The 26896-nt window shown below is 62.4% G+C and carries 28 protein-coding genes; 8 read left to right on the top strand and 20 right to left on the bottom strand.

What is annotated here, in order from left to right; translation table 11 throughout:
• The 5 genes from JQ597_RS26660 to JQ597_RS26640 form a co-directional block, all read left to right on the top strand.
• On the top strand, positions 1–678 hold a 678-nt coding region (locus tag JQ597_RS26660; protein ID WP_212268280.1), incomplete at its 5' end, for a porin.
• 201 nt (positions 679–879) lie between these two features.
• Positions 880–1125 carry a hypothetical protein gene (locus JQ597_RS26655; protein WP_212268278.1) on the top strand — a complete coding sequence of 82 codons (246 nt, stop codon included), beginning with the start codon at positions 880–882 and terminating at the stop codon, positions 1123–1125.
• Between the two features lie 161 nt (positions 1126–1286).
• The gene (locus JQ597_RS26650) at positions 1287–1475 is read left to right on the top strand and encodes a potassium channel family protein (protein ID WP_249133580.1); all 189 of its coding nucleotides are present in this window, start codon (positions 1287–1289) and stop codon (positions 1473–1475) included.
• Between the two features lie 114 nt (positions 1476–1589).
• On the top strand, positions 1590–2120 hold the full coding sequence (locus JQ597_RS26645; RefSeq protein WP_212268276.1) for a hypothetical protein: 531 nt from the start codon (positions 1590–1592) through the stop codon (positions 2118–2120).
• Positions 2121–2429: 309 nt separating this feature from the next.
• Positions 2430–2891: a hypothetical protein gene (locus JQ597_RS26640; RefSeq protein WP_212268274.1), complete on the top strand. Its 462-nt coding sequence runs from the start codon at positions 2430–2432 to the stop codon at positions 2889–2891.
• Positions 2892–2985: 94 nt separating this feature from the next.
• On the opposite strand, the gene JQ597_RS26635 is transcribed toward JQ597_RS26640, so the two are convergent.
• From JQ597_RS26635 to JQ597_RS26605, 8 genes are all read right to left on the bottom strand, one after another.
• Complete coding sequence (locus tag JQ597_RS26635; protein WP_212268272.1) at positions 2986–3249, bottom strand: hypothetical protein; 264 nt, start codon at positions 3247–3249, stop codon at positions 2986–2988.
• Between the two features lie 128 nt (positions 3250–3377).
• On the bottom strand, positions 3378–3635 hold the full coding sequence (locus JQ597_RS37805; RefSeq protein WP_249133579.1) for a hypothetical protein: 258 nt from the start codon (positions 3633–3635) through the stop codon (positions 3378–3380).
• A complete protein-coding gene (locus tag JQ597_RS26630) occupies positions 3632–3913 on the bottom strand; it encodes a hypothetical protein (protein WP_212268270.1) in 282 nt (93 codons plus the stop codon). The genes JQ597_RS37805 and JQ597_RS26630 overlap by 4 nt, the downstream gene beginning before the upstream one ends.
• A gap of 283 nt (positions 3914–4196) precedes the next feature.
• A complete protein-coding gene (locus JQ597_RS26625) occupies positions 4197–5426 on the bottom strand; it encodes a Gfo/Idh/MocA family protein (RefSeq protein WP_212268268.1) in 1230 nt (409 codons plus the stop codon).
• A 15-nt stretch (positions 5427–5441) separates the two neighbouring features.
• Positions 5442–7103, bottom strand: a complete 1662-nt coding sequence (locus JQ597_RS26620) for an ABC transporter ATP-binding protein (RefSeq protein ID WP_212268266.1) — start codon at positions 7101–7103, stop codon at positions 5442–5444.
• Positions 7104–7137: 34 nt separating this feature from the next.
• Positions 7138–8733, bottom strand: a complete 1596-nt coding sequence (gene ggt, locus JQ597_RS26615) for a gamma-glutamyltransferase (protein ID WP_212268264.1) — start codon at positions 8731–8733, stop codon at positions 7138–7140.
• Positions 8730–9506, bottom strand: a complete 777-nt coding sequence (gene nagB, locus JQ597_RS26610) for a glucosamine-6-phosphate deaminase (protein ID WP_212268262.1) — start codon at positions 9504–9506, stop codon at positions 8730–8732. Before nagB ends, ggt begins: the two co-directional genes overlap by 4 nt.
• A complete protein-coding gene (locus tag JQ597_RS26605; RefSeq protein WP_212268260.1) occupies positions 9503–10711 on the bottom strand; it encodes an ROK family transcriptional regulator in 1209 nt (402 codons plus the stop codon). Before JQ597_RS26605 ends, nagB begins: the two co-directional genes overlap by 4 nt.
• 192 nt (positions 10712–10903) lie before the next feature.
• Here JQ597_RS26605 and JQ597_RS26600 point away from each other — a divergent pair, with 192 nt between their 5' ends.
• Genes JQ597_RS26600 through JQ597_RS26590 form a run of 3 tightly spaced genes read left to right on the top strand, consistent with a single transcriptional unit; the run spans position 10904 to position 14282 of the window.
• Complete coding sequence (locus JQ597_RS26600; RefSeq protein WP_212268258.1) at positions 10904–12415, top strand: ABC transporter substrate-binding protein; 1512 nt, start codon at positions 10904–10906, stop codon at positions 12413–12415.
• Positions 12416–12471: 56 nt separating this feature from the next.
• Positions 12472–13413 carry an ABC transporter permease gene (locus JQ597_RS26595; RefSeq protein ID WP_212268256.1) on the top strand — a complete coding sequence of 314 codons (942 nt, stop codon included), beginning with the start codon at positions 12472–12474 and terminating at the stop codon, positions 13411–13413.
• The gene (locus tag JQ597_RS26590; RefSeq protein WP_249148209.1) at positions 13410–14282 is read left to right on the top strand and encodes an ABC transporter permease; all 873 of its coding nucleotides are present in this window, start codon (positions 13410–13412) and stop codon (positions 14280–14282) included. The genes JQ597_RS26595 and JQ597_RS26590 overlap by 4 nt, the downstream gene beginning before the upstream one ends.
• Before the next feature lie 382 nt (positions 14283–14664).
• Here the strand turns inward: JQ597_RS26590 and JQ597_RS26585 are convergent, their stop codons facing one another.
• The 12 genes from JQ597_RS26585 to JQ597_RS26530 all read right to left on the bottom strand — a co-directional run bounded on the left by JQ597_RS26585 (position 14665) and on the right by JQ597_RS26530 (position 26836).
• A complete protein-coding gene (locus JQ597_RS26585; protein WP_212268254.1) occupies positions 14665–15636 on the bottom strand; it encodes a tripartite tricarboxylate transporter substrate-binding protein in 972 nt (323 codons plus the stop codon).
• A 58-nt stretch (positions 15637–15694) separates the two neighbouring features.
• Positions 15695–16411, bottom strand: a complete 717-nt coding sequence (locus JQ597_RS26580; protein WP_212268252.1) for a GntR family transcriptional regulator — start codon at positions 16409–16411, stop codon at positions 15695–15697.
• A 28-nt stretch (positions 16412–16439) separates the two neighbouring features.
• A complete protein-coding gene (locus JQ597_RS26575) occupies positions 16440–17180 on the bottom strand; it encodes an SDR family oxidoreductase (RefSeq protein WP_212268250.1) in 741 nt (246 codons plus the stop codon).
• A gap of 33 nt (positions 17181–17213) precedes the next feature.
• Positions 17214–17987 (bottom strand): 3-hydroxybutyrate dehydrogenase, encoded by a 774-nt coding sequence (locus JQ597_RS26570; RefSeq protein ID WP_249148208.1) that lies wholly within the window; start codon positions 17985–17987, stop codon positions 17214–17216.
• Between the two features lie 14 nt (positions 17988–18001).
• A complete protein-coding gene (locus JQ597_RS26565; protein WP_192734573.1) occupies positions 18002–18382 on the bottom strand; it encodes a carboxymuconolactone decarboxylase family protein in 381 nt (126 codons plus the stop codon).
• A gap of 19 nt (positions 18383–18401) precedes the next feature.
• A complete protein-coding gene (locus JQ597_RS26560) occupies positions 18402–19637 on the bottom strand; it encodes an ABC transporter substrate-binding protein (protein ID WP_212268248.1) in 1236 nt (411 codons plus the stop codon).
• A 37-nt stretch (positions 19638–19674) separates the two neighbouring features.
• On the bottom strand, positions 19675–20943 hold the full coding sequence (locus JQ597_RS26555; RefSeq protein WP_212268246.1) for an ABC transporter substrate-binding protein: 1269 nt from the start codon (positions 20941–20943) through the stop codon (positions 19675–19677).
• Positions 20944–20972: 29 nt separating this feature from the next.
• Positions 20973–21680, bottom strand: a complete 708-nt coding sequence (locus tag JQ597_RS26550) for an ABC transporter ATP-binding protein (RefSeq protein WP_212268244.1) — start codon at positions 21678–21680, stop codon at positions 20973–20975.
• Positions 21667–23451, bottom strand: a complete 1785-nt coding sequence (locus tag JQ597_RS26545; RefSeq protein ID WP_212268242.1) for a branched-chain amino acid ABC transporter ATP-binding protein/permease — start codon at positions 23449–23451, stop codon at positions 21667–21669. The genes JQ597_RS26550 and JQ597_RS26545 overlap by 14 nt, the downstream gene beginning before the upstream one ends.
• Complete coding sequence (locus JQ597_RS26540; protein WP_312012289.1) at positions 23448–24398, bottom strand: branched-chain amino acid ABC transporter permease; 951 nt, start codon at positions 24396–24398, stop codon at positions 23448–23450. Before JQ597_RS26540 ends, JQ597_RS26545 begins: the two co-directional genes overlap by 4 nt.
• 115 nt (positions 24399–24513) lie before the next feature.
• Positions 24514–25977 (bottom strand): MmgE/PrpD family protein, encoded by a 1464-nt coding sequence (locus tag JQ597_RS26535; RefSeq protein ID WP_249148207.1) that lies wholly within the window; start codon positions 25975–25977, stop codon positions 24514–24516.
• On the bottom strand, positions 25943–26836 hold the full coding sequence (locus tag JQ597_RS26530) for an NAD(P)-dependent oxidoreductase (RefSeq protein ID WP_212268240.1): 894 nt from the start codon (positions 26834–26836) through the stop codon (positions 25943–25945). The genes JQ597_RS26535 and JQ597_RS26530 overlap by 35 nt, the downstream gene beginning before the upstream one ends.
• Positions 26837–26896 lie beyond the last annotated feature (60 nt).

Here is a 26896-nt window from a genome sequence, read left to right as displayed (position 1 = left end):
GTAGCCGCGCACAACATCCACGCGGCCTATTACGGCGGGACAGAAACTTCAGGTCATCCCAGCGACAAGTGGGGCTGGGCTGGTCAGCTGGCTCTGTCGATCAAAAACCTGCCGACCGGCCCGGGCGACGATATTAATATTTCAGTTGGCTATTCGGACGGTGCCAGCCGCTACGTCTGGCAAAGTCTGGTCACGCCGTCCCTTGCCATGTACGGCGGCACCGGCCTCGCCGGCGTCTATCAGAGCCTGGGGGTTGCCGGCGTTTCTGACGGCATTTTCACGACCGGCAACGGGATCGAGACCACTAAACTGTGGGGCGTGCGTAGCGGCTACACCCACAACTGGAACAGCCAGTGGAATTCAGCGCTCTTCGGCTCCTACACGTCCGTCAACTACAACGCCACGGCAAGAGGATATATCTGCGCCACCGTCGCCACCTTCCTGACGCCCGGCTCAAGCTGCAATCCGAACTTCAACGTCGCGCAGATCGGTACCAACACGCGCTGGTCCCCGGTGAAGAACCTCACTTTCACGGGTGAGCTGATGTACACCCTGGTGGATCAGCAATATGCCGGCGTGGCCGCTTTGCCGACCGTCGGCGCCAAGCCGGCAGCCCTGTACGAACTCCGGGATCAGGGCACATGGACACTCGCCTTCCGCGCCCAGCGTAACTGGTAAGGCGAGCGTATGTATCTAATAAAGCGCTTCCTCGATTTTTGAGAATGCTCGCCGATCCGATGCCGGAGCAAGCGTGCTCGGCCGTTTAAGCCGCAGTTGACTTGGCGTAGGCACCGCAAACAGGCTCGAGATCGCCTGACCCGGGTCGCTCTCGCCAAGAGGCGGCAGGGTGCTTACACTCGACTCTAGATAGGGGACGTAATGTATGCAAATCTTCTTTTAAAAGGCGCTCTGACGTGGTTTCTCATCGCGATGGTTGAAGCGCCGGAAGCCGAAAAATTTGTGCCGCACAAGAATGCGCCTGGACCGCCCCGACTGAATGTGGAGAAGGCCGACAACTCGGGCGTAGTGAATACGGACGTCCAGTTCATTGCCGATCGTCTTACAATTATCAATCATATCTCGGCCTCCGCCTACCTCATGGACGAAGGTCGCTGGGACGACTAGTTCGCATTGTTCTCAGACAACGTTAGCGTGGAGATGACTTCGCCCACAATTGGCACGTTCATCATCAAGGGTCAGAAGCCATTCAAGGCTTTTGCGGCCGATCAATTCAACAAGCCGAGGACAAATTCGTCGACGAGTATAATTCCGGTCTCGCCAGTCGCTTGCTTTACTTCAGCTTTGTTACATTAACGTCGACCGGTTATGGTGACATCGTCCCAATTCACCCCCTTGCTCGAAGTCTGTGCAGCGTTGAAGCGGTTATTGGTCAACTTTATCCAGCTATCCTGTTGGCGAGGCTGGTTACTCTCGAGTTGGTCGCCAATACCCCACGAACGACCGTAGATCACTAAAGAACAAACACGAGCAGGACGCCCATTTCGTCGTCCGTGAGCGTCCTCTGCATGGCGGCTTGTCACCCCGAGACGATCATCGTGCCGTTAGGGCAATCTATCAATGAGGACGAGATGCGTACTATCATTTGGGCTATTTTGACCATTACTTGGTCCGTCACTTCGGCAACGGCGCAACCGGTTTTTCTGGCAGGGCGTTATGTACTGCCAGTTACCCAGCATGATTTATACGTTTCTGCTCCGGGGCGTCTTGGGACGACTGTGACTGTTAATTTCCGGTTCAAGCCGATGCGCACCTGTACCGATACTCTCGACAGTGTCTTTCAGTACCAGTTGCCGCCTGGTTACAACGATACACCGATCAACGAAGTGGGCGCGACCTGCAATAAATCAATTCGCTGCAGTGGAATTGAATTTAAGTGCGTTGGTGCCAAGCAACCATACGCGATGTCGTTTGAGCTGGTGCCGTTGCGGGAAATAAAGGCGAGGGGCAAGTCGTTTTCCGGAACCTATCGTTATGTCTCAGAACAAATTGCACGCCCGCGTGCGGCACTCTTGAGACGCGCTTCAGTCGGTAATTTTGAATTAGTCGAAGAGTCCTCGGACAAGAAGACAAGGACCGTCCGGTTTCGGATTGAAAAGTAAACTTATTGTTGCCGTTTCGGAGCATCCACATTTTCGCCTACTCGCCGATGGCTGTTGCTGCGGTCGGACGCGAGTCGACGAACGCGAACTCAAAGTCAAACTTCCCTCCGAAGTGGCCTTCGCATTCTCCTATGAGTTCGACTGATCTACTGGCGCGTGAAACGTGCACGTCGGGCGCTAACTGCGCGCTGCATCGTGCCCGGGGCCCGGGATTCGGTTTGATCTAGATCAATCTGCCGCGGCAGCGCTGCCCAAGAATAGACTGTCACCGGCCCGCGCCAGGCCCTACCAAACAGCACGGAGATGATCATGAGATCGTTTAGTTCACTGCGTACCGCCATTCTCGCTGCGACCGCTGCCCTCCTCGGTGCGGGCGCGCAGGCCGGGCCGATGCCGACCAATGTCGTGGCGATGAAATCGATGGTTGACCAAAACACGACCGAAGTGCGTTGGCGCGGCGGCGGCTTTGGCTACCGCGGCGTCGGCTTCCGTGGCGGCGGATGGGGCTATCGCGGCGGCTTGGGTTATCGCGGTTTAGGTTATCGCGGTCTCGGCTACGGGGTTGCAGCCGGCGCCATCGTCGGCGGCGCGATCGCCAGTCGCGGCTACTATGGTGGCGGCTATCCCTCCTACAGCTACGCCGCCGTCCCGTATTACGGTTATGGCGGCGGCTATGGCTATGGCTATGGCTATGGCTATGGCGGTGGTTATGGCAGCGGTTATTGTCCGCCCTATGGTGGCTACGCTGCCGCCCGCTATTACGGCTGGTGAAATCCGGCGTCCTGCTTCTTTCCGCCCGGTGTCGGCGCTGCGAAGCCGGCCCTATTCCGTCGAGGTGATGATGGCGCGGTCCTAGTCGCCAACTTTATTTCGGAAGGCATTCCACATTAAAGGCAATGATGATCTGCGCCGGGTCACCCTTACCAATGCTCTTCAGGTCTTCCAATCCGCTTTTTAGCTTGGCTCCCGCCTCCTTCAAGCTCCCCTCAAGGGTCGACTTGGCTGCCCGGCATCGCTCTTCATTGGAGAACTCCTGAAACACCACGGTTGGGAGTAGCCTCCATTCTGCCTTGTCGGTTGTCGCGGCCGGACTGACTGAGTAGGAGAAGACGTACATCAGGATCCACATCGGCATGCTCCACTGGTGATGCCACGGTCGATAAGACCGGCCGCGGCCGCCGCTCGCTTAACGCCCAGAGGATGACGATGGTGTGAGCCCGATCGCGGCGCCAAGCACAGGGTTTGACTGGCCCCAAGTCAGCGCCTACCGACTCGATTAACTGGACCACCACGGTTCATCGGTGTACCCGCCCGTACTCCCACTCCAGCTGCGCCGACGCCGGAGGTCACCACGGCTCGCGCGACCGGCCGCGGCCGAAGCACTACACCGGGCCTTACGACGCAGCCGGCAGGATATGAAACGTACTGGCAGTACACCACCGCAGCTGCCTCTTCAGTGCTTGCGGCTACGAAGCCAGTTATGAGCAGCGCCGACAACGCGATCGAGAGCTTCATTTTAGTCTCCCTGTCGCCGCCAACGCCCGCTGCATCGTTTCTTTCGCGTAGCCGCGATAGGCCTGCGCGGTCTTGTGCCCGGAGAGCGCACGACCTTGGCCGTCCGTCAGTTCGGCCTCCTCCAGTTCGGTCATGCCGCCGTGCCGGCAGGCATCAAGCGTAAACAGCTCCGACACACCGTCGATTTTCTTGCGCATCTGCTGCACGACCTTTTCCATACCAGGGTAGGACCACACTTTGGCATCGCCCTTGCGTTCACCCTTTTCGATCCGGCGCATGATCATCGGAAAGAAAATTGAGTCGAATAGCTTTCGATGAGGAAAGAAGAAAAATGGGTTAGTGTTCTGACTGATAAGCTTTCATACAAAATGGAGGCAGTCGACGAACTGATAAGGAAAGAAGAAAAAACTTATCAGTTGCCGCGGGCGAAGCCGGTTTGTTCCATAAAGCTCATACGCTAGTCTGCTCACGCCAATGGCGCCGAACGGATCTGTTACATGTCCTGGGCATTACCTGGAATCGCTGGCGCTCTCGAAATCGCATTCGCCCTCTGGCCTGCCGTCAGCGGGCCACCAACGGTACGTAGTGTTCGAGTTCGGGGTCGGGGAAATGCACCGTCTGGCCGAGTTCCGCGGATCGATAGAGCCCCATCAGCATTTCTATCACGCCGACGCCGTCATGAAAGGTTTCCGCGGGGCTCAGCCCGCGCCTGAACGCTTCCACCATGTGTCGGTTCTCATCGGTATAGCCGTAGATGCCGGCTTCGTCCTCGACCACCGGCATCAGGCCCTGCTCGGCATTCTGCTTCTCGACGAGATCCTCGCCCTCCGATCCGGTGACCGCGCGTGAGAGGAACACTTTGAGACCGGTCGAGAGCGACGAGAATTCCATCGAATATTCGGGGCCGAGCAGTTCGAGCTGGATGCGCAGGCCGGCGCCGACATACGCCCATGACGTCGTCGCTTCGATCATCAACTGATGGCCATCGGCGTCCTCCATCGCAAGGATGCCGCGCGCGAAGTCCTCGACCGGGCGTTTGGCGAAATCGATGCCCATCCGCGTCTTCAGGTCGGCCGCATAGCGTGGCCGCGTCCATTTCAGGTTGGCTGTCGTCGCGCTGGCGCTCACCAGTCGCAGGCTGTCGCGGGTCGCACCCGGCGCGGTCAGCATGAAGCGCGCGACTTCGACTGAATGACACATCATGTCGGAGAGCACGCCGCCGCCCTGCCTTTCGCCTTGCCAGAACCAGGGCTCGTGCGGGCCGGAATGTTCCTCCGCCGCACGGGCCAGATAGGGCCGTCCGCCCTGCGGCACGGCGCGCCGCCAAATGATGTCCTTGCCGCGCATCACCGCGGTCGAGAACAACTGGTTCTCCAGATAACCGTGCAGCAGGCCTGCATCCTCGACGAGCGCGAGCATTTCGCGTGCCTCGGCGAGCGTGCGGGCGAGCGGCTTTTCGCAGGCGACGGCGCGCAGCGGCGCGCCGGCTTTCGTCACACGATGGATTTCGCGCATAATGTCGAGACGGGTGTCGTTCGGCGTCAGCAGCCAGAGCGCATCGACCTCGCCGGACATCGCCATCGCTTCGATGCTGTCGAACACATGCGCTTGCCCAAGGCCGAGACTGCGCGCTTTGTCGGCGATACGCGTGCGCCGCTCGACCGAGCGGCTGTAGACGCCGCCGATGCTGACGTTGCGGACGCCGACCATGGATTGCAGATGGAAGGCGGCGATGAAGCCGCTGCCGATGAGGCCGACGCGCAGCATCGGGAGTTCCGTGAGCTTCGGCATATCAAGACCTCTCCTTCAATGGCGTACGTCGTCGCGCAGCGCGTCAGGTGATATGGGTGGTGCCTTGCGCTGCCGGCCGGGGATGGCGGCCAGCAGCGCCTGAGTATAGGGATGCTCCGGCCGGCTCAGCAGATCTGCGGTCGGCCTGATCTCGACGATTTCGCCAAGTCGCATCACCGCGATCCGGTCGCAAACCTGGGCCGCGACATTGAGGTCATGGGTGATGAACAACATCGCCAGCCGCAGCCGCGTTTTCAAGGTCTCGAGCAGCGCGAGCACCTGGGCCTGGACCGAGACGTCGAGCGCCGACACCGGTTCGTCGGCTACCAGCACGTCGGGGTCGAGCGCCAGCGCGCGCGCAATGCCGATCCGCTGCCGTTGCCCGCCCGAGAATTCATGCGGGAATCGCTGCATCGCGCTCGGGTCGAGGCCGACCAGCGTCAGCAGCTCCTCGGCACGCGCAAAGGCCTGTGCCGCCGGGACGCCATGGGCGATCGGGCCGTCGGCGATGATCCGCCCGACGCGGCGACGCGGATTGAGCGAGGTGAATGGATCCTGGAATACCATCTGGATGTGCTTGCGGGCGGCCCGCAGACCAGCCCCGCGCGCTTGCGTGAAATCCAGTTCGCCGACGCGCACGACGCCCGCATCGGCATCGGTGAGCCGCATCACGAGCCGGCCGATCGTGCTCTTGCCCGAGCCTGATTCCCCGACAAGGCCGAGCGTTTCGCCGCGCCGGATTTCGAAGTTCACGCTCTTGGCAGCCGCGACCTCGCGCTGCGAGCTGAACCAATTGTTGCCGCGATAGGTCTTCGCAAGGCCGGTTGCCGCGCAGGCGACCGGCGCGTCCTCGACCGCAGGGCGCACCGGCGGGGTCAGGCCAGGCACCGCGGCGAGCAGCCGGCGCGTATAGGGATGCTGCGGACGTTCGAGCACATCCGCGACCGAACCCTGCTCGACGACGCGCCCTTTCTCCATCACTGCGACGCGGTCGGCAATATCGGCGACGACGCCGAAATCATGGGTGATGAACAGCACGGCCATGCCACGCCGCTGCTGGATGTCGCGGATCAACCGTAGAATCTGTGCCTGGGTGGTGACGTCGAGTGCAGTGGTCGGCTCATCCGCCACCAGGATCGATGGTTCGAGCGCCAGCGCCATCGCAATCATGGCGCGCTGACGCTGCCCGCCTGAGAGTTGATGCGGGTAGCTGTTGATGATCCGGTCCAGATCGCGCAATCCCACTTCCTCGGCGAGCGCGCGCGTGCGGGCGCGCCGTTCGGCCAGCGCGAGGTACCCATGTGCCTCGAACGCCTCCATGATCTGGTCGCCGATCCTGATCACCGGATTGAGCGCCGTCATCGGTTCCTGGAAGATCATCGCGATGCGCCGTCCGCGCAATGTCCGCCACTCTGCGGCCGGCAATTTCAGCAAGTCGCGTCCCTCGAAGCGAATTGCGCCCGCGACCGGTCGAATATCGTTCGGCAACAGGCCCATCACAGCGGAAGCGCAGACCGTCTTGCCGGAGCCGGATTCACCGACGACGCAAAGGATCTGCCGCGGGTGCAGCGCGAGCGAGACCGCCTCGACGGCAAAGGCTCGATCGGCGTCGGCGGGCAGTGCCAGTGTCAGCTGCTCGATCGACAGAATCGCGTCTTCCGCCACCGTCTCGCTCATGGTGTCCGGCCTGACATCATTTGCTCCATCCTGGTCACGCCGCCAGCGCGATGCCGTCCTTGCGATGGTCTGACGCACCATACATGACGCCGCTGATGGGATCGACCTGCACCGCCTGGAAACCGCCAAGCGGCTCGTCCGCCCACGTCACACGATGGCCGCGTCCGATCAGATCGTCGGCGACCGAGCCGGACACCGTCGGTTCGAGCGACAGCGTGCCGTCAAAGGCGAAGCTGCGCGGCGCGTCCGAGGATTGCTGGATGTCGAGGCCGCGGTCGAGCACCCCGCTCAGGATCTGCATGTGTCCCGCGGCCTGATATTGTCCGCCCATCACGCCAAATGCCATGACGGGTTTACCGTCCTTCGCGAGCAAGCCCGGAATGATGGTGTGAAAGGGACGCTTTCCCGGCGCGATGGCGTTGGGATGGCCTTCCACGAGACGGAAGCCCGAGCCGCGATTGTGCAGCAGCACGCCCGAACGGGGAGCGTAAATGCCGCTGCCGAAGGCGAAGAACAGCGAGTTGATGAAGGACACCATGTTGCCGTCGCGATCGGCGACCGCAACATAGGCGGTGTCACGATGGACGGGCATCTCAAAGTCCGCCGGGGCGCTGGCGCGCTTCGTGCTGATAGTGGCGCGCAACGCGGTGATCGAGGCGTCCGACAGCAGCGCCTCGACATCGAGCGGATGGAAGGCCGGATCGGCGACCAGTGCGTCGCGTTGCCGGTAGGCCGCTTTGGTCGCCTCGGCAAGGAGATGAATGCGGTCCGCTTCGCCGAGCGCCGGGTCGGCCATGTCGAAGCCGGCGAGGATGCGGGCGATCAGCAGCGCAGCGACGCCCTGTCCGTTGGGTGGACATTGCCAGACCAGATGACCGCGATAGTCGGCGCTGATCGGCGCAACGTACTCCGATCTGGCGTTTGCAAGATCTTCAAGCTGCATCAGTCCGCCGAGCGCCCTCAACGTTGCCACGATCTCTTCGGCGACGGCGCCCTCGTAGAACGCGGCGCGACCCTCGCGCGCGATTCGCCGCAGCGTCGCGCCAAGTGCCGGATGGCTGAGTTTGCCGCCGATACCAGGCGCAACGCCGCCGGGCAGATAGACCGGGACGCCAGCCTGGTGTCTTTCGATGCGGTCGGCATAGCGCGCCCAATCCAGCGCGGAGCGGGGCGGGACCACGAATCCGTTCTCGGCCGCGTGGATCGCCGGCGCCAGAATCTCGTCCAGTCCTTTCGAGCCGTAATCGGCGGCAAGCCGGCACCAGGCGTCGACCGCACCCGGAACGGTAACGGCATGAGGTGAATCGTCAGCGATCGACATCAGCCCCTGTTGCCGGAACCAGCCGAGCTCGGCCTTCGCTGGTGCTCTGCCTGAGCCGTTGATTGCGACAGGCTGGCCTGAGGCGGGAGCATAAATTGCAAAACAGTCGCCGCCGATGCCGGTCATGTGCGGATCGATGACGCCCTGGAGCGCGATCGCGGCGATGGCGGCGTCGACCGCGTTGCCGCCGCTGCGCAGGATGTCGATGGCGGCGAGCGTGACAGCGGGGTGAGAGGCCGCGGCCATGCCACGGTCACCCACCGCCAGCGAGCGTCCCGGCACCATGAAATCGCGCTGCCGCCAGCTCATGCCGTTCTCCGATTGTTGTTGTGAGGCCGGTTGGCGAGCGCTGCGGCGGCCGCTTCGTCGCAAAGGACATGAACATTGTCGTGCAGGCGGAGCGCGGAGGCGGGACAATCCGGCCCGATTGGGCCGTCAATGGCGGCTGCGAGGGCGGCCGCCTTGTCAGGTCCGGTGGCGATCAGCAGGATGCTGCGCGCTTCCAGGATTGTCGCAATCCCCATCGTGATCGCACGCTCGGGAACCGATGCGAGATGAGGAAAATTGCCGGCATTCGCGATGCGGGTGGCTTCGTCGAGCTTGATCTCGCGGGTGCGTGACGCAAAATCCGAACCCGGTTCGTTGAAGCCGATGTGGCCGTTGGCCCCGATGCCGAGCAGCAGCAGGTCGATGCCACCGGCAGCCGCAATCATTGCCTCATAGCGGGCCGCCTCGGCGGCGATGTCGCCGGCCAGGCCGTCGGGAATTCTCGCCCGTCCGGCTTCCATGTCGACATGCCCGAACAAATGCTCTTGCATATAGCCATGGAAGCTTCCCGGCGATTGCGGCGCAACGCCGACAAATTCATCGAGGTTGAAGCTGGTCACCGCCCTGAATGAGACATCTCCGGCGCGTGTAGCGGCGACGAGGCGGGCATAGACCGGTCTCATCGTTGCGCCGGTCGCAAAACCAAGTGTGACCGCATGCTCGTTGCGCAGCCGGGCAACGATGTGCGCAGCCGCGCGTTCCACGACGGCGGTGGCATTGCCCGCAATCTCGATTTGCGGCGCGTGCTGTCTCATGCCGCGACATCCGAAGCTGTGAAGGGCAGGGCCAGCGGACTCGCATCCTTGCCGATGCCAAACAGCGCGCGGTGCAGGTGGTCGATCGCACTGCCGATCGCGCCGATCAAGGTAGCGCGATTGCCGAGTGCGCTGAGTTCGATCCGAACCGGCTCGCGCGTGCAGCGTCCGAGATGCGCGTCGATTCGGAGCTTCAATTCAGGACGCGCGCCGATGCTGCCGCCCATGATGATGATCTCGGGATCGAGCATGCTATGCACGGCAAGAATTGCGGTCGTGATGACCCGGCCGACCTCGTCGATCGTGATCCGCGCAGCCTCGTCGGTATCGAGCCGATCGAAGACGTCGCGCACAGTGCTGCCGGATGCGCCGCCGAGTCCGGTGTAGCGCTCGATGATGCCGGCGTTGCCGACGGCGGTTTCCAAGGTGCCGAGCCGCTGGCCACGCGCATCATAGGGGTCTCCGCCGAGCGGCAGGTAGGCGATTTCGCCGGCCGCGCCACGTGCGCCGCGGATAAGATGGCCATTCGCGAAGATGCCCATGCCGATGCCGGTGCCGAGAGCGATAAAGGCGAAGGTGCGGGCTTTGCGGCTATTGCCACGCCAATGCTCCCCGATTGCGGCAAGATTGACGTCGTTCTCGATGGCGATGTCGATGCCGAGCCGGGCGCGCAGCGCGGCGCGCACGTCCAGGCTGTCCAGTCCGGCGATATTGGGCGCGATCACAATGCCGCCCGACGCCGGCTCAATGATGCCGGGACTTCCCATCACGCCGCCGCGCAGACGTTGCGCGGATACGCCGGCGCGCTGAAGCAGGGCATCGGTCATGCGCCCGATCTGGGCGACAACAGCGGCGCCGCCATCGCCCGCGGTCGCTTCAATGCTCTCGGCGACGGTCACGCCCTGCAAGTCGGCAAGAGCGACGTGCAGCTTGGTGCCGCCGAGGTCGATGCCCAGCACGAAGGCCGCGTCTGGTCGCAGCGCGTAAGTTACGGCGCTTCGCCCCACGGTGCCCTGGGTCTGCCCGTCCTCGTACACCCAGCCGTCGCGTTCAAGCTCGCGCATCACCTCCGAGATGGTCTGCTTGGACAGGCCTGTGCTGCGGGCGATTTCGGCGCGGGACATCGATCGATCCCGCAGCAGCCGCTCGACCACGAGGCGGACGGATTGCTGTCGCGCAACGGGCGAGGATGGAGAATCTTGCATGAAGCCAGTCCAATTAGTCAAGGTGACGAACTAATATCCTTGGTTGAATGGCGTCAAGGGGCTTTTGTAATCGCTTGCGTGCTATTTCTCCCTCGAATGCTACGAAATACCGTGTAGTTTGTTCGCAATATTTACAAATAGAGTCGAACGTGCTTGCTTTGTCGTCCGACGGCAAGGCCATGGGAGTCCGATATGAGGCGTGCAGCTACGGTGTTGACGGCAATTTCGATGACCGCGTTGGCTCTGGTCTCGGCCCAGGCCGCGACGCTGCGGGTTGGCCTTCAGGACGATCCCGATGCACTCGACCCGGCGCTCAGCGGCACCTATGCCGGCCGTTTTGTGTTCGCGGCGCTATGCGACAAGCTTGTCGACATCTCGCCCGAGCTCAAGATCGTGCCGCAACTCGCCGAGGCCTGGGAGTGGGCTCCGGACGGCAAGTCGATCACCTTCGCCCTGCGCAAGAACGTCACCTTTCATGATGGTACCGCGTTCGATGCGGCGGCGGTGAAGTTCAATATAGAGCGCATGAAGACCATGCCGGATTCCAAGCGCAAGGCCGAGCTGGCGCCGATCGCGAGCGTCGAGGCGCTTGCGGCGGACAAGGTCAGGTTCAACCTGTCGGAGCCCTTCGTGCCGCTACTCGCCAATCTCAGCGACCGGGCCGGCATGATGGTGTCGCCCAAGGCCGCCGGCGAGAAGGTCGGCGAATTCGCGGCGGCGCCGGTCTGCGCCGGTCCGTATCAGTTCGTCGAGCGCAAGTCGCGTGACCTCATTCGTGTCAAGAAATATCCTGGCTACTGGAATGCCGGACAGATCGGCTACGACGAGGTCGTCTATCACTATGTGCCTGACTCAACCGTGCGGCTGTCGCGGGTGCGGGCCGGCGATCTCGACCTCGCCGAACGCGTCGCGCCGACCGACCTCAAAATCGTGCGTGAAGACGCCAACCTCGCCCTGCATTCCGGCCAGGGGCTTGCCGTCGCGCATCTGATGTTCAATGTCGGCGCGGGAGCGAAGGCCGACACGCCGCTCGGCAAGAACGCGACGCTCCGCCAGGCTTTTGAGCTGGCGATCGATCGCAACGTCATCAACCGCGTCGCCTTCAACGGCGAGTTTCTGGCCGATAATCAGATGATCCCGCCGTCGTCTCCGTTCTACGACCGCGCCCACAAGATCCCGGCGCGCGATGTGGCGAAGGCCAAGGCGATGATCGCTGCTGCCGGCATGACCCGAGTGCCGGTCGAACTCCAGTACGAGAACACGGCCGGCGATACCCGTGTCGCGCAAATCATGCAGTCGATGGCGGGCGAGGCGGGCTTCGATGTCAAGCTGTTGCCGATGGAGTCGGCTACGGCGATCGAGCGCTATATGAATGGTAATTTCGAAGCCTATATCGGCAACTGGAGTGGCCGTGCCGACCCGGATCCGACACTGATTGCTTTTTTCAGTTGCGCCGGCTCGCAGAACGTCAACAAATATTGCAACAAGGATCTCGATGTGATCTTGACCGAGGCCCGCGGTGAGGCCGACGAAGCCAAACGCAAGGCGCTCTACGTCAAGGCTACGGACATCTACTTAACGGCGCTATCGTCGATTCCCCTCTACCATCCAAACTGGTTCTTTGCGGCACGCAAATCGGTTGGCGGCATCGTCATGGTACCCGACGGGCTGCTGCGCTTTACGGGCGTCAAGCCTGCGAACTGACGCGCAACGCCTGGCGCGCGTCGGCGCGCCGGCCAAGTGAGGAACTGACTGCCAAGATGAAGACACTGCTTCTGCGCCGGCTCGGCGTCTCACTGCCGACATTGTTGCTGGTGTCGATGATGGTGTTCGGCCTTCAGAAGCTGCTGCCCGGCGATCCGGCGTTGGCGCTGGCCGGCGAAGAGCGCAACCCGGAGGTCGTCGAGTATCTTCGGCAGAAATATCGCTTCAATGATCCGGTTCCGGTGCAATACGTCGTCTGGCTGAAAGGCGTGGTGCAGGGTGACTTCGGTACCTCGGTGCGCACCCGGCTGCCGATCGGCACCATGCTGGTTGAAAAGCTGCCGGTGACCATCGAACTCGCGATCCTGTCGATGCTGGTTGCGCTCCTGCTCGGGCTGCCGATCGGAATCTTCGCGGCGCTGCGGCGCGGAACGCCGTTCGATTACGGTGCCAGTCTGTTCGGACTGGCTGGCCTGTCGATTCCGCATTTCTGGCTGGGGATCATGATGATCCTGGTGTTCTCGGTGAATCTCGGCTGGCTGCCGGCCGGAGGGTTTGTTTCGCCTTTCGAAAGCGTGGGGCGCAACCTGCTTTCAATGCTGATGCCTGCCCTGGTTCTCGGCACCGGCACCGCCGCCATCATGATGCGCCATGTCCGCAGTGCGATGATCCTGGCGATGAAGCAGGATTATGTGCGTACCGCCCGCGCGAAGGGTGTCCGCGATCGCACAATCGTGCTGCGCCATGCGCTGCCGAACGCGCTGATTCCGGTGGTGACGCTGGGCACGTTGCAATTCGGCGAATTGCTGGCTGGCGCGGTGCTGACCGAGCAGGTGTTTTCCATACCCGGTTTTGGCAAGATGATCGTCGATGGCGTGTTCAGCCGCGATTATGCCGTGGTCCAGGCCGTGGTGCTGTGCACGGCGGCCGTGTTCCTGTTGATGAGCCTGATTGCCGACGTCGCCTATGTGCTGCTCAATCCGAGGCTCAGGTCATGAGTTCGATTGAGACGACGCCGGTTGCAAATCGGGTGCGCGCAGGCGGTTCTCCGGAGATTCGCCGCCTGTTGCGCGAGCCGTCCGCCGTGATCGGGGCTACGATCATTCTGTTCTTTGCCGTGCTTGCGGTGTTTGCCTCGTGGATCGCGCCCTACGATCCAAATGCGCCGGACTGGATGGCTATACGCGCGGCCCCCAGTGCAGCTCACTGGTTCGGCACCGACGATCTCGGCCGTGATGTACTGTCCCGCGTCATCTTTGGCACGCAGGCTTCGCTTGGAGCCGGCATGGTCTCCGTGACCGTCGCTGTGCTCATCGGCCTCCCGTTTGGTCTCGTCGCCGGCTATTTTGGCGGCCTCGCCGACATGGTGATCTCGCGTCTCGCCGATGCGCTGCTGGCTTGCCCCTTCCTGGTGCTGGCGATTGCGCTGGCCGCTTTCCTGGGCCCCAGTCTCGAAAATGCGATGATCGCCATCGGCATTTCCGCCGTACCGGTATTCGTTCGTGTCGCGCGTGCTGAAACACTGGTCGTCGGCACCGAGGATTACATCGCGGCGGCCCGTGCCCAAGGCCTCGGCGATCTCGCCATCCTCACCGGACAGGTACTGCCGAATGTGCTTGCGCCGACGATCGTGCAGGCGACGCTCACCATGGCGATTGCGGTCCTGGCCGAGGCGAGCCTTGCCTTCCTGGGGCTTGGCCAGCTGCCTCCGGCCCCGTCATGGGGCGCCATGCTTGATGTCGCCAGGCAGTTTCTCAGCGAGGCGCCATGGATGGCGTTCTGGCCCGGGCTCGCGATCATCGCCCTCGTGATCGGCTTCAACCTGATGGGTGACGGCCTGAATGATGCTCTCAATCCCAGGCACTAGATGCGGGTTTCGATCTTGTCTCCTCAATCCGCGGGGACAGCGATCAGTTGAACCCGCCCCGCAAAGCGGCCGTTCATGCCCAACAGCATCTCGTGGTCGATAAGCATGAGCAAGAAATAGGGCAGTTGGCGATCGATAAGGAAATACCGAAAATGGAGGCAGTTTGCAGACTCGTAAGGTTTCGCAGAAAACCTTATCAGTTGGCGTGCGAGCGCTCATACTGGGGCCGTTGCGCGTCAGTTGTGGCCATGGCCTGTCACGCCACCGCGTCTTCCTGTTTGGCACAACAATATTCCAGTGGTGTTCTGATCTCTGCTTCATGCGACCATTGAACAAGTCGGGTTCCGATCCGGAAAAATACCGTGCTACGAGCTGAGTCAGCTTACTGCGGCGTAATGCCGGCATCCTTGATGATACGGCCCCATCTGTCGATTTCGCTCTTCAGGAGGGCTTCGAGCGCCCCTGGCGTCGCGCGTTCCGGCTCGACCGGCGCCATGCTGAGTTCAGCGAAGCGGGTGACCAGAGGCGGGTCCTTGAGCGCCTTTTGCAGGGCGTCGACGAGAGCGTCAACGATCGGTTTCGGCGTATTGCGTGGTGCATACAGCCCGTACCAGGTCGTGACGTCGAACTTCGGTACCCCCGCTTCCGCCGACGTCGGCACATTCGGCAGGGTCGGCACGCGTTTTTTGCTGGTGATGGCGTAACCCGGGATGGTGCCGGCCTGAATATACGGCGTAGGCCCTGTTGCCGGATCGCAATAGACGTCGATGTGACCGGCGATGATATCGTTCAGCGCGGGGCCTCCACCCTTGTAGTAGATCGGTGTGAGCTTGGCCTCGATGGCGCTCATGAACATCAGCCCGCACAGATGTGACGCGGAGCCGAGGCCGACATTGCCGTAGGTGACCTTGTCGCCTTGGGCTCGCACATGGGCGACGAGTTCCTTCAGGTCCTTGGCGGGAAAATTCGCACGCGCCACCAAGATCATCGGTACGTCGGTGACGAGACCGATCGGCGCAAAGTCACCAACGGGGTCGAACGGCAGCTTGGCGTAGAGCGCCGGCGCGGTGGCCTGACCGACATGCATCAGCAGCAGGGTGTAACCGTCAGGGGAGGCTTTGGCGACGCGATTGGTGCCAAGGGTACCGCCGGCGCCGACGACGTTTTCGATGACGAGCGACTGCTTCAGCGTCGCGCTCATCGATGTCCCGAGCAGGCGTGCAATGACGTCGCCAGGCCCGCCGGCCGAGAAGGGAACGACCAGCGTGATCGGCCGGCTCGGAAATTCCTGGGCGAATGCCGGCAGTACTGGCGACAGCAACAGCATCAGAAGAACGCATTTTACAAACTTCATGGCAGCTTCCTATCGGCCTTGTGGCCCTTTGAAACGGCTTGGTCGAAATAACGTTGGGTCATTCATCCGCGGTCGCCTTCTCGTTCGACGCGGATGATTGCTCGATCATGCTGAGCGCGGCCACGGCCGCCGCGTTGATGTGATCGACGCAGCATTTCTCGGCGAGATCGGGATCGGCGCTCTGGATGGCGCGCCAGATCGCGGTGACCTCGCGCAGGCTCTTGTTGATGCGTTTGGGCTGCGACATCGAGGTAATCCGCAGCAGCGTGATCCGGTCGTGCAGCGGCCTGAGCATCCGTTCGATGAAGGCGTTCTGACAGCCGCCGATCAACGCCGCATAAAACTCCGTCTTGGCTTCGAGGGCCGTTATCAAGTCGGAATCGGCGAACGCCGCCTTCAGCTTGGTGAGAGCGTCCCCGATCCTGCGGACAACGGCAGGATCGTGCAGGCGCGCGCATTCTCGTCCGGCAAACCCCTCGAGCACGGCGCGGGCCGCGTAGAGCTGCTTTGCCTCCTCAAGACTGATGGTGCTGACGACAGGGCCGCGGTGAGGGACGGTATTGACGAGACCATCGGCTTCCAGCAACCGGAGCGCTTCGCGAATGGACGGCCGGCTCACGCCGGTCATCTCGCAAAGCTCTCGTTCGACTAGGCGCTGGCCCGGCTTCAGCTTTCCGGACATGATCGCCTCACGCAGCTTCTGGGCGACCATCGACCGGACGGTCGGAACGTCCTCGATCCGGAGCGTGGATTGCAATTCACCGCGTTTGTCCATTGTCTACCGCCTTCGCACCGGCATTGGTTCAATAGCGATTTACGGGCAGAATCATCATCTCCGCAATCTGAACATGCGGCGGCTGGTCCAGCGCAAACACGATCGACCGGGCAATATCGGCCGGATCGAGCGCCATCTTGAACTGGTCGAAATAGTCCTTTTCCTTCTCCCGGTCGCCGCGATAGCGGGTGAGGATGATATTGGTCCGGGTCAAGCCGGGCTGCATCTCGGTCACCCGAATCGCCGTTTCTGCGAGCTCGCCGCGGAGCGTTTCGGTAAACATGTGCACGCCCGCCTTGCTGGCGCTGTAGGCGGCCATGTCGGGAATGATGCGTAGGGCGTTGATCGAGCTGATGTTGACGATGTGGCCCGAATTGCGCCTGATCATGTCGGGCAGCAGGCTGCGGGTCACCCGCATCAGGCCGATCAAATTGGTCTGGATGATCCCGGACCAATCGTCCGCCGCGCCGGCATCGAACCGGGTCCGGCCGCCGATGTCGTGGCCGGCATTATTGACGAGGATGTCGATCGGCTTGAAGGCGTCCGGGATGAGGTCGGGCAGGCGGTCCACGGCCTTGGTGTCGGTAATATCGAGTTCGATCGGGAATGTGTTGTCGCCCATCTCAGTGGCGAACTCGCGAAGCGAGGCCGGATCGCGGTCGGCGAGCACGACCCGCCGCCCGCTTTCGAGCAGCGCCTTCGTAATGGCACGACCCATGCCACCGGCGGCGCCGGTTACCACGGCATTTCGGCTCGATGCTTCAGCCACTGTAGATCTCCTGGGTGAGACGGACGGTGACGCTCATGCGACGGACCAGCCTCCATCGATCGGCAGCATTGCCCCCGTGATGTCCTGTGCGGCCGGACTGCACAGGAAGGCCGCCATCGCGCCGACGGCTTCCATGGCGACAAACCGCCCACTCGGCTGCCGGCTCGCAAGGTAGTCACTGGTGGATTCGTCGATGCTGCGGCCTTCGCTGGCCGCGATCCCCGCTATTTTTCCCTGAATGGCCGGCGTCGGCAGCGTGCCCGGACACAGTGCGTTGCAGGTAATTCCGCTCTTCGTGGTCTCGATTGCGACGGCGCGGGTCATGCCGACAATGGCAGTCTTGGTGGTCACGTAGTCGATGCGGTCCGCGACCGCGCGAGTCGAATAGATCGACGCCATGTTGATGATGCGGCCCCATTTCCGTTGCTTCATGCCGGGCAATGCGAGGCGGATCAGGTGGAACGGGGCCGACAGATTGACGGCGAGAGCTTCGTCCCATCGTTCTGGCGGAAAGTTCTCGACCGGAGAAAAGTGCCGTACCACCGCATTGTTCACCAGAATATCGACCGCACCGATGCGGCCGAACAGGGCGTCCATGACAGCTTCGATGGCGGCGCGCTGCGACAGGTCGGCTGCGACACTGACCACCTCGACGCCGAATTGCGCGCGCAGACGGTCCCGCGTCTGCGCCGGTTCCTTGAGGTCGTGCAGGACAATGTTGGCTCCCGCGCCGGCCAGGCTTTCAGCCACGGCCAAGCCCAGGCCTGCCGTCGCCCCGGTCACGAGAGCCCATTTGCCCTGCAACATCGTCTCGGGCTCCGTTACTTCTTGTCCAGTTCGGCAAACACTTCCTTGGCATTACGGAAAGCGTCCACGCCGGCCGGCACGCCGCAATAGATCGCAACCTGCATGAACACCTCGCGTATCTCCTCGCGCGTCGCGCCGTTGGTCAGGGCGCCCCGCACATGGGTCTTGAGTTCCTGCGGCCGGTTGAGCGCGCACAGCATCGCAAGGTTGAGGAAACTGCGGGTCTTGTGCGTGAGGCCGTCGCGGCCCCAGACATAGCCCCAGCAATACTCCGTCGTGAGGTCCTGCATCGGCCGATTGAAGTCATCGGCCGATGCGATCGCCTTGTCGACGAATTCGTTGCCCAGCACGTCCTTTCGGATCTGGAGGCCTCGATCGTATGTCGCCTTGTCCATATCGGTATCCAATCCTTGGCTAGTTTTTGGGCCAGAACGGTTGGGACAGCGCCAGCTGCGGCGGGAATACCGTGACCGGGATGCCCGATTGCCACTGCACGATGGTCATGCCGGCGCCGACGCGGCGACCCTTTTCGTCGAACTTGATTTCGCCGAGCGGGTAATATTTCGAAGGACCGGCATCCATGGTGCGCAGCGCGTCGGCGACCGCAACGCGGTCTGCCTTGCCGGCTTTCTCGAGCGCGTCCTTGATGACCCACATGTCGCCATAGGTGGAGATCGCGTTCTGCGTCATCCAGGGCTCCTTGTAGCGGGTCTTCAATTCGGCGATCAGCGTCTCGTGACCCTTGGCGCCCCAGCTTGCGACGCAGGTCAGCAGGCCCTGCAGCAGTTCCGGGCTTACGGTCTGCAGCATGTCGGGTTCGGCGATGGCGATGCCGAACGAGATAGTCGGAATCTTGCCTTGTCCGAGGCCAAACTCGTTCATCTTCTCGAGCAGCAGCTTGGCGTCGGAAATCACCGTCGGCAGGAAGAACAGCAGGTCAGGTTTGGCCGACCGGATTTTTTGAACCAGCGAGGTGGCGTCGGCGAGCGGCGGCGTAAAGGTTTCATCGACGATCAGTTGCAGCCCGTTTTCGGCGAGCAGGCCGTCGCGCATCGCCTTTGCCGACGAAACCGATGCCGCGGTGTTGTCGGTGATGATCGCGACCGTCTTGGGCTTCTTGCCGGAAGCGGTTTCCGCCAGCTTCACGATCTGGGGCAGGGCCTGTTTCGCCTGCGATCCCGCGGTGGCCGAGGTCTGGAACACATATTTGAAGCCGCGATCGGTAATCAGGTCGGAGTAGGAGAGGGTGAGGACCGGAAGATTGGCCCGCTCGGTGACCTCCGTGACCGCCAGCGTGAATGAACTCAGATAGGAGCCGCTCGCGGCCACCAAGTCGGTTTCCTGGGCGACCATGCGCTGTGCGGCGTTCTTGGCTTTCTCGGTGGTGTCACCGGAATCGAGCACGACCAGCTTGAGCTTGGCGCCGCCGAGTGACTTGATGCCGCCTTGCGCATTGATGTGCTCCACGCCCATCTCGGCGCCGTGGCGCATCACAGCTCCTGGGCGCGCATAGAGGCCCGAGATCGGCACCAGCAATCCGACCTTTACTTCGGCCGGTTGCTGCGCCCATACGCGAGTCGAGATCAGGCCGGCGGATGCACCGGCGAGCAGGCTGCGCCGCGTTAGAGCGGTCTGTGCAATTTTTGTCATGGCTATTCCTCCCTGAAATTTTTGAGATGCGTTGCAGTCAGGATTTCTTTGGCCAGAACGGAGACGACTGAGCGAGGTCGGACGGGAACACGGTGACAGGTACGCCGTTCTGCCACTGCACGATGACGACGCCTGCGCCGACACGGCGGCCCTTTTCATCGAACTTCAATTGACCGCCGGGATAGTATTTTGCGGGCCCGCCATCCAGAGTGCGGAACGCATCGGCGACGGCGAGGCGGTTGGCCTTCCCGGCCTTTTCAAGCGCAGCCTTCATCAGCCACATGTCGCCATAGGTCGAGATGACATTTTGCGTCGCCCAGGGCTCTTTGTACTTGGCCTTGAGTTCGGCGATGATGTCCTCGTGTCCTTTGCAGCCCCAGTTGGCGACGATCGTCATAATGCCCTGGACGACTTCCGGGGTGACGCTTTGCAGCATGTCCGGCTCGGCAATGGTGATGCTGAAGGACACAGTCGGAATCTTGCCCTGTCCGAGGCCGAACTCGTTGATCTTCTCCAGGCCGAGCTTTGCGTCGGAGACCGCGTTCGGCATGAATAGCAACAGGTCCGGCCTGGCTGACCTGACCTTCTGGATCAGCGGCGTGGCGTCGGAAAGTGGGGGTGTCCACACTTCCTCGACCGCGAGCTGAAGGCCTTCCTGCGCGAGGAGTTTCTCCTTCAGCGCCTTGGCGGTTGCGACCGAGGTCGCCGTGTTGTCCATCAGCATGGCGACGGTCTTCGGTCGCTTGCCGGAAGCGGTCTCGGCCAGCTTCATCAGTTCGGGTAAGCCGAGTTGGGACTGCACACTGGCGGGCGCTGCGGTCTGGAAAATGAACTTGAACCCGCGATCGGTCAGCAGGTCCGAATAAGACAGCGTCAGGACAGGTAGTTCGGCGCGTTCGGTGACTTCAGTCACCGCCAGCGTGAAGGAGCTCAGATAGGAGCCGGTCGCAGCAACCAGATCGGGCTCCTGCGCCACCATGCGCTGCGCTGCGTTCTTGGCCTTTTCGGTGGTGTCGCCGCAATCGATCACGACGAGCTTCATCTTTGCGCCGCCGAGCGATTTGATGCCGCCTTGCGCGTTGATGTGCTCGATGCCCATCTCGGCGCCCATGCGCATCACCTGGCCCGGACGGGTATAGATGCCGGACAACGGCACGATCAGGCCGACCTTGACTTCGGCAGGTTGCTGCGCTCGCGCCACAGTCGACAGGCCGATCGCGGCCGCTCCCGAGAGCACGGTTCGCCGCGTCAGCGACGTCTTCGAAATCTTGTCGGATAGATTGTCCTCAATCTTGTCCTGGCCCATTTTCGTCCTCCCAATGGTGTTGTTGTTGGTTACATGCCGAGATAGGCCTTGCGGATGCGGTCGTCCGCTCGCAAGGTTTGGTTGTTGCCTTCGAGCGCGACGCGGCCGGCTTCGAGCACGTAGCCGTGGTCGGCGGATTCGAGGGCCTCCGCCACGCGCTGTTCGACCAGCAGGATCGTCAGGTTGGATTGCCGGCGGATTTCGATCAGCCGTTCGAAGATGAAATCGGCGATGGTGGGCGCAAGACCCATCGAGGGTTCATCCAGCATCAGGAGTTTGGGCGAGCCTGCAAGCCCGCGGCCGATCGCCAGCATCTGCTGCTGACCGCCCGAGAGCGTGCCCGCGAATTGGCCGCGGCGCTCGGCCAGGATGGGCAGCCATTCGAAGATGCGCTCGATGTTGTGTTTCCAGTCGCGCTGGCCGGCCTCGGTCATCGCGCCCATTTCGAGGTTTTCCATCACCGTGAGCGAAGGAAAGACCTGACGGCCTTCCGGTACGTGGGCGATGCCAAGATGCGCGCGTTGCGCGGGCCGGATCGCCAGCAGGTCATGACCTTCGAATGTGATAGTTCCTGCGCTCGGCTGCACGATGCCGGAAATCGTCTTGAACAACGTGGTCTTGCCAGCGCCGTTCGGTCCGACGATCGCGACGAACTGGCCTTCGTCGACCTTGATCGAGACGTCGTTCAGCACGGGGATCGCGGAATAGCCGGCGGTAAGCCCTTCAATGCGGAGCATGGGCCACCCATTTTTTGCCGAGATAGGCCTCGATGACGCGGCTGTCGCGGGTGACCGCTTCAGGCTCGCCCTCAACGATTACGGCGCCATGGTCAAGCACCAGGAAACTGTCGACCAGGCGGACCATCGCCTGCATCGTGTGTTCGATGATCGCAATCGTCATGCCGTCGCGGGCAAGCCGCTGGATTACCGCGACGACCTCGTCAGCCTCGTCGTGTCCGAGGCCCGCGAGCGTCTCGTCGAGCAGCAAGATACGTGGCTGTCCGGCCAGCGCGCGGGCGAGTTCCATCAGCCGCAATTCCTTGGTCGTGAGTTCGCCCGCGATGCGCTCGGCGATCTCCGACAGTCCGACGCGGGCAATCGCATCGGCTGCCAGCTTCCTTGCCTCGACATCGGTCTTGGCGCGGACATAGGCTCCGACCACGACATTGTCCGAGATCGACATGCGCAGGAACGGACGCATGATCTGGAAGGTGCGGCCGATGCCGGCCTCGCAGAGTTCGTGCGGCTTGCGGCCGGACATCTCGCGTCCGCCGAGCAGAATCTCGCCGGTACCCGGCCGCAGGAATCCGTTCAGCAGGTTGAACAGCGTAGTCTTGCCGGCGCCGTTGGGACCGATGATTCCAAGGATCTCGTTTTGCCGCAGCTTGAAGCTGACATCCTGCACGGCCTTCAGCCCGCCAAAGGAACGCGACAGGTTGCGGACTTCGAGGACGACGTCGCCCGTTCCGACGGATCGTTTGACACGCGCTGGCGCGGCGGGGACGGGCGCCGCAACCGGGACATTCGGCGCGCTCTGCGTCGCCGCAGCCGGTAGTGCCGAGCGTTTTCGCAGGAAGTCACGCGCTTTCCAGTACAGGCCCTCAGGCGCGAGAAGAATGACGCATATGATAGCAAGGCCGTAAATGACCCCTTGAATGCCGGGAAAGCGCGAACCCGCTTCGGCATTGAGCGTTTCAGCCAATGGGATCAGGATCACCGATCCGATCACTGGACCCCAGACTGTTCCAACACCGCCGAACATGGCGACCGTCAGCGCCTGTGCCGACACCAGCATGCCGAACACAGATTGCGGGGTCACCACCAGCAACACGACAGCGTAGAACCCGCCAACCGCTCCGGCGATGGCGCCGCTGAGCGTGACGGCACGGAGCTTCCAGGCCAGCGTGTTGATCCCCGCGGCTTCCGCGGCGGCTTCGTTTTGTTTGATCGCAAGCAGCGCCATGCCGAAGCGCGACCGCTCGATGGCGCGTGTCAGCAGGATGGTGCCGAGCATCATCGCCAGCGCCAGCAACGTGTAGAGACGGTGATCGGCGAACTGCATATAGGCGATCGGATTGTCGCGCTTGATTGGCAGCGTGACTTCCTGCAGGCCGAGCCATTCGAACACGTAGAGAATGGCGAGCGGGTAGGCCAGCATCGCCAATGCGAAGTAGTGCCCCTGCAGGCGGAAGGTCGGAAAGCCGATCAGCAATCCGGCGATACCGCCGAGAACGGCCGCGATGGGGATCGTCACCCACGGCGACAGATCGAAATGGATCTGGCAGAGCACGACGGTATAGGCGCCGACGCCGAAGAAGGCGGCATGACCGAACGAGATTAGCCCGGTGTATCCGCTCAGCAGGTTCCACGACAGCCCGAAGATCGCCCAGACCGGAACCAGCGTCATCACCAGCTGGTAATAGGAATTGGTCACGCTCAGCGACACCGCGGCATAGAGCGCGGTGAAGACAAGGATAGGCAACAGCGATCGCCATCCGCGCATGGTCATGTCCTCTCGACCATACGCCCGAAGAAGCCTTGCGGACGGAAGAAGATGATCAGCAGGAACACGACGAAGATCGCAGCGTTCTGCAATTGCGTCGGCAGGATCAGCGTCGACATCTGCTGGACCAGGCCGATCGTCATGCCGCCCCAGAAGGCGCCGATGATGCTGCCCATGCCGCCAAGCACGACGCCGGCATACATCACGATGACGTATTCGACGCCGACAAACGGGTGAAAGGGATAGTTGGTGGCGAGCAGGCCGCCCGCGATCGCGGTGATGCCGGTGCCGATTGCGAAGGCGATGCGGTGCGCGCGGTCGACGTCGATCCCCATATAGGTTGCCGCGGTGGGGTTATCGGCGGCGGCGCGCAGCGATTTTCCGATCCGCGACCGCGTGATCATCAGCGTCAGCAGCAGCATCGTCACCAGCGAGACAACAGCGTCTATGCCGCGCGCTTTGTTGATGAAGACGCTGACGTCATAGAACATCGGTCCAAGCTCCCACGCCGAACTCGACAGCGGCGTCCGGATCGAGGCCAGCACCGAGCCGAACACGAGCAGGCCGCCATTCTGCAGGATCAGCGCGATCCCCAGCGTCAGGATGAGCTGGGCATAGTGACCCTCGCCCTCGAGCGAGGAAGTGCGCATGCCTGATACGCGCGAGATCAGCGTAAGATGGACGAAGTAGCCGAACACGGCCAGCACCGGGCCGGCCAGCAGGATCGCGACGAACGGTCCGAAGGTGTTGCCGAACGTGGCTTGCACGCCGAACGCGGTGAAGAAATAGAACGCGGCATACATGCCGAGCATCATGAAATCGCCCTGGGCGAAATTGATCACCCGCATGACGCCGAAAATCAGCCCGAGCCCGACGCACATCAGGCCGTAGACCGCGCCGATCAAAAGTCCGGCGGACAGCGCTTGCAGGAAGCCTTCCAGCGCCTGGGTCACCGGAGACCTCGCGCGGCAGGGGAGTATCCGTGTTTCGTGCCGGCCATCGGTGTGGCTGTTTCGGCCATTTCCGGTTTGAACATGGTGCCCCTCATTTTCCGTTTGTCGTGATCGATCATGAAGCTGGCCGCAGCCGTTGCTCGGATGGTTCAAGCCGGCACTGAGCGGCTATCACGTGGCTGACAGGAAGCGATGTGCAATTGTCCACCAGCTCTTCCAGATACAGCGCGCGCTTGTCGCCGATGACGTCGGAAGCAGCCCGCCGAAAGCGGGCGCGGATTTGCTCCGGCGTCGCGGCAATCACATTCTCGAGGCGGTGATGGATGGTCTTTCCATTGCGCAGGCCAACAAGGACCTCAGCGCCCTGGTTCGCGGGGAATGCAGCGGTGAGATCAGGCGCGCTTTGCAGCTCGGTCCGCTCGACCAGGCGCAGTATCCTGGGATCGTTGATGTCAGCGTAGTTTTCTTCTTCGAGCGCGGCGCGCGCCAGCACCGCGGCGACGCTGAAGGAAATGCTCATCTTGGCCTGCAGCGCGTTGTGAAAGGGTCCCTTCGAATCGCAGCCGGGGTAGCGGGCCGCCGCTTCGGGGACTCGAATGGCAACGGTCGCGACGTCGTCCGATGATCCGAGTTCGCGCGCGGCGCGCAGAGCCGCCTGGGCTGCGGTTTGCGCGAAATTGCAGGCGGGAGCCGGCTTGTTGTAGACGGCCATAATTTCCGGCTCGGCGCCGGTGAACAAACGGATATCGTCGGGGGCAGGCTGGCGGCGGAAGGCAGCGAACAATCCGGCTTCGCCCTCAAGGATCGTTTCCGAAGCGAGGGCGCCGGCCTCCGCCAATTCGATCGCCGCAATCGCGTTACGCGCTGCAAAGCCTGGGTGGAAATACATTTCGGAACCGCCCGCGCGCGGCCATTCGTTCAAGCCGGACGATGTGTTGGCGGCAATGGCAATTGCGCTGGTTGCGGCATCTTCGGTAAGTCCAAGCGCATAGCTTCCCGCCAACGCTGCGCCGAGCGGCGCAACGAGACCGGTCGGCCGGTAGAGGCGGGCGAGGTCGGCGGTAAAGAGCGCGCGGCCGATCTGCGCGCCGGTCTCATAGCCGATGATTGCCGCGGTAAGGAATGTCGCGCCTGATAGCGGCGTTCGTTCCGACAATGCGAGCAGGATCGGCCAGATCACCACGCCATGATGGCAGATGCTGGCGGCGTGCATGTCTTCGCGCACCAGGCCGTGACCCATAGTGGCGTTGGCGAAGGCCGCGTCGCCGGGCGAGGCGAGGGTTCGGGTGCCGATGACGGTTGCGCCGTCTCCGACCTCGCGCGTTATGGCGATCGCCTGGCGGCTCCACGGGTGATTGCGCGCCTCGAAGGCGCAGGAGAGAAAATCCAGCAGGCAGATTTTTGCCTTGGCGATGACTTCAGCGTCGAAACGGCCGCGGTCGACGGCAAGCGCGGTGCGCGTCAGCGCTCGCGCCAACGAAACCTCGTTTGGTCCGGTCGATCCGATCGTCATGGCAATCGCCTCTCGCGCCGGTGGCTTCGGTCTAGCCGCGCATTTCGACGCCGGCCCATTCCTCAAGCACTTTGGCGATCGAGGTGAAGTCGGATGACGCGCCATATTTGGCGTTGGTAATCGCGAGCATCTGCCGGACCACCGAGCCGCAGACCATCGGGACCCCCATGGCTTCGGCTTCATCGACGCAGAGTCGCACGTCCTTGTAGGAGAGGCCGGTGGTAAATCCGAAATCGAAGGTGCCGGGAAGCACGGCGCGGGGGAATTTGTCCTCGGAGGCGCTGTTGCGACCGCTGCTGGCGTTGATGATATCGATCAGCACCTTGGCATTGACACCGCCCTTGACGCCCATCGCCACCGCTTCGGAGGTGATCACCAGTGCTGCCGCGGCCATCAGATTGTTGGCGAGTTTTGCCGTCTGTGCCGTGCCCGGCTTGTCGCCGGTGTAAAACAGCTTTCCGAAATGCTTCAGGATCGGCTCAACCCGGTCGTAGGTCGCCTTCGGGCAGGACACCATTACCGCGAGCGTGCCGTTCACCGCGCCCTTGATGCCGCCGCTGACCGGCGCATCGACCAGGGTCAGGTTCCTCGGCTCGAATCCCTTGGCAATCAATTTGGCAGCGCCGGGTCCCGTGGTGGACAGGTCGATCAGCACCGTGGCGCGGTTTCCGGCAACGATTCCATCGGGCCCCAGCGCAACCGCCTTGACGATATCGGGGGTGGGCAGACTGCATAGCACGATATCGGCGCTCGATGCGACTTCGGCAGGTGATTTCGCAAGCCGTGCGCCGCGCGCAACCAGCGCATTGGTCGCCTCAACCTGCGAATCGTAAACGCACAGCGAATGGCCGGCGTCGAGCAGGCGGCCGGCCATCGGTCCGCCCATGCGGCCCGTTCCGACAAAGCCGATTGTTTCTGCTGCCATGGTTCGCTCCCTGTCGCGCCGCAAGCACGGGCGCATTCTTGTTCTTGTCGCGCCAGGGTT

It is taken from the genome of Bradyrhizobium sp. AUGA SZCCT0177 (assembly GCF_018130125.1).
Classification (GTDB): Bacteria; Pseudomonadota; Alphaproteobacteria; order Rhizobiales; family Xanthobacteraceae; genus Bradyrhizobium.
The sequence above is the reverse complement of the archived record's forward strand: the minus strand, read 5'-3'. Positions and strand labels throughout refer to the sequence as shown.